Origin of the sequence: Burkholderia sp. E168m23, from assembly GCF_016586125.1 — a bacterium.
Taxonomy (GTDB): domain Bacteria; phylum Pseudomonadota; class Gammaproteobacteria; order Burkholderiales; family Burkholderiaceae; genus Burkholderia; species Burkholderia orbicola.
Genome location: NZ_BCPP01000945.1, coordinates 1 through 2,750, shown reverse-complemented (window position 1 = coordinate 2,750; position 2,750 = coordinate 1). Strand labels below are relative to the sequence as shown.

Genomic DNA, 2,750 nt, shown 5'->3' with positions numbered 1-2,750 from the left:
CGGGTTGTCCAGTACAGTTTGTCTGGATTGTATTGGGCTGTAGCTTACGCCGGTTTCGCCGGCGGCGGATCATCGGTCATCCACTTTCCATTCAGGATTGACCGTGCAAAAGACGACCGACGGATGGCTCAGCGGCTTGCTGGGCGTGATCATCTTCAGTGGCTCGCTGCCCGCGACGCGGGTCGCGGTGCAAGGGCTCGACCCGCTGTTCCTCACGTTCGCCCGCGCGACGATCGCCGGCGCGCTCGGCCTGTTGCTGCTCGTCGTGCTGAAGCAGAAGCGGCCGTCGCGCGCCGAGGCCGTGTCGCTGGCCATCGTCGCGCTCGGTGTGGTGGTCGGTTTCCCGTTGTTGACGGCGCTGGCGCTGAAGCACGTGACGTCGGCGCATGCGATCGTGTTCGTCGGGCTGCTGCCGCTCGCGACTGCACTGTTCGGCGTGTGGCGCGGCGGCGAACGGCCGCGGTTGCCGTTCTGGATCTTCTCGATCGTCGGCAGCGGCGCGGTGGCCGCGTTCGCGCTGCGCAACGGCGGGCAGGCGTCCGTGGTCGGCGATGCGCTGATGCTGGCCGCGATCGTTGCATGCGGGCTCGGTTATGCGGAAGGCGCGCGCCTGTCGCGCCAGCTCGGCGGCTGGCAGGTGATCTCGTGGGCGCTCGTGCTGTCGCTGCCGCTGATGCTGCCGCTCACATGGCTGACCTGGCCCGCGTCGTTCGACGGCGTCGACGCCGCCGCGCTGTGGGGGCTCGCGTACGTGTCGCTGTTCAGCATGTTGATCGGCTTCGTGTTCTGGTATCGCGGGCTGGCGCTCGGCGGAATCGCGGGCGTTGGCCAGTTGCAGCTGCTGCAGCCGTTCTTCGGCTTCCTGCTCGCGGCCGGGCTGCTGCATGAGACGGTGCCGCCGTCGATGGTCGTCGTGACGGTCGTGGTGGTCGGCTGCGTGGCGGGCGCGAAGTATTTCTCGAAGATGGCGCCCGTGCAGCGCGCAGGGTGACGCAGGGGCAGCGGTGTGTCGCGTATCAGGCCGACGCCCTCCGGTGCGAGGCTGGCGGCAAGCCGGTTGCCGCCGATACGCGTGATCGCGACGTGCGCTCGATCCTGCACCCGATGACGCGGCCCAAGGCAAAACGGCCAGACTGCCGGTAGCGGCAAGCCTGGCCGTTGGCGTTCGTCACGCCGGGCGGGCGTTACTCGAACGTTTCGAGCGCGAGCAGTTCGCCGATCGTCTGCCGGCGGCGGATCAACCGCGGCGTGCCGCGATCGACCAGCACCTCCGGCGCGAGCGGCCGGCTGTTGTAGTTCGACGACATCGACGCGCCGTACGCGCCCGCGTCGTGCAGGAACAGCAGATCGCCGATCTGCGGCTGCGCGAGCTTGCGGTGCGTGACCACGCCGCCGGCATCCTGCGTGAACACGTCGCCCGATTCGCACAGCGGCCCGGCGATCGCGAGGTCGACGAGCGGCCGGTCGGCGGGCAGCCCGCCATCGTGCGCGTGCACCGACACCGCGTGATAGCTGCCGTACATCGACGGGCGCATCAGGTCGTTGAAGCCGGCGTCGATCAGCACGAAATCGTGCTTCGGCCGACGGTTGACGGCCTGCACCTCGGTGACGAGCGTGCCGGCTTCGGCGACGAGGAAGCGGCCCGGTTCGATCTCGATGCGCACCGGGTGGCCGAGATGCCGTTCGATCCGCTTGCGCGCGGCGTCCCACTGGCTGAAGTAGTGACCGACGTCGACGCGCAGCTCGCCGTCGCGATACGGGATCGACAGGCCGCCGCCGGCCGAAATCGCGTCGATGTCGTGGCCGAGCGACGTGACGAGGTCGACCATCGCATCGCATACCTGCGACAGGTGGCCGTAGTCGACGCCCGAACCGATGTGCATATGGATGCCGACCAGCTTCAGCCCGTACTGGCGCACGATCTCGATCGCGCGCGGGACGTCGTCGATCCAGATGCCATGCTTGCTCTGCGGGCCGCCGGTGTTGGTCTTGTTGCTGTGGCCGTGGCCGAACCCGGGGTTGACGCGCAGCCACACGCGGTGGCCGGGCGCGTGCTCGCCGATGCGCGCGAGCATGTCGAGCGAACCGGCGTTCACGGTCACGCCATGCTTGAGCACCGCCGCGAGTGTCGGGCGGTCGATCAGGTCGGCCGTGAACACGACGCCTTCCGGTTCGCCTGCGGGACTGAACCCGGCCGCGAGGCTGCGCTCGATCTCGCCGAGCGACACGGCGTCGACGCACGCGCCTTCGTCGCGCATCAGCTTCAGGATATGGACGTTCGAGTTCGCCTTCTGCGCATAACGGATCACGTCGAACTGGCGAAGTTGGGCAATGCGGTCGCGGATGACGTCGGCGTCGTACACCCACAGCGGGGTGCCGTATTGCTGCGCGAGGGCCGCGAGCTGGCGGGAATCGAGGGACATGGTGGATGAATCGGATCGAATGAACGGATAGCGCGATGATGCGCCCGATTGGTTATCCAGTAAAATGCCTGTTTATCTTCATTCGATTCATTTCTGATATATACGATCATGCTGACGCACCGTCATATCGAGGTGTTCCGCGCGCTGATGGTCACCGGCAGCACGACGCGCGCGGCCGAGATGCTGTACACGTCGCAGCCGACCATCAGCCGCGAACTGGCGCGGATGGAGCAGGTCGTCGGCTTTGCGCTGTTCGAACGCGCGCACGGCCGACTGCCGCCCGACGACTCGCCGCGCTCACGCTGTTCGACGACGTGCGGCTCGCGT

At 67.6% G+C, this 2,750-nt stretch carries 2 protein-coding genes and 1 pseudogene; 2 read left to right on the top strand and 1 reads right to left on the bottom strand.

Going from position 1 to position 2,750, the window contains the following annotated elements; all coding sequences use genetic code 11:
* Positions 1-103 precede the first annotated feature (103 nt).
* On the top strand, positions 104-991 hold the full coding sequence (locus JMF90_RS32350; RefSeq protein ID WP_012339669.1) for a DMT family transporter: 888 nt from the start codon (positions 104-106) through the stop codon (positions 989-991).
* Between the two features lie 193 nt (positions 992-1,184).
* On the opposite strand, the gene lysA is transcribed toward JMF90_RS32350, so the two are convergent.
* Complete coding sequence (lysA, locus tag JMF90_RS32345) at positions 1,185-2,423, bottom strand: diaminopimelate decarboxylase (protein ID WP_012339670.1); 1,239 nt, start codon at positions 2,421-2,423, stop codon at positions 1,185-1,187.
* A 108-nt stretch (positions 2,424-2,531) separates the two neighbouring features.
* Between lysA and JMF90_RS32340 the strand changes: the two are divergent.
* Positions 2,532-2,750: pseudogene (locus JMF90_RS32340) on the top strand (LysR family transcriptional regulator); the annotation flags it as partial.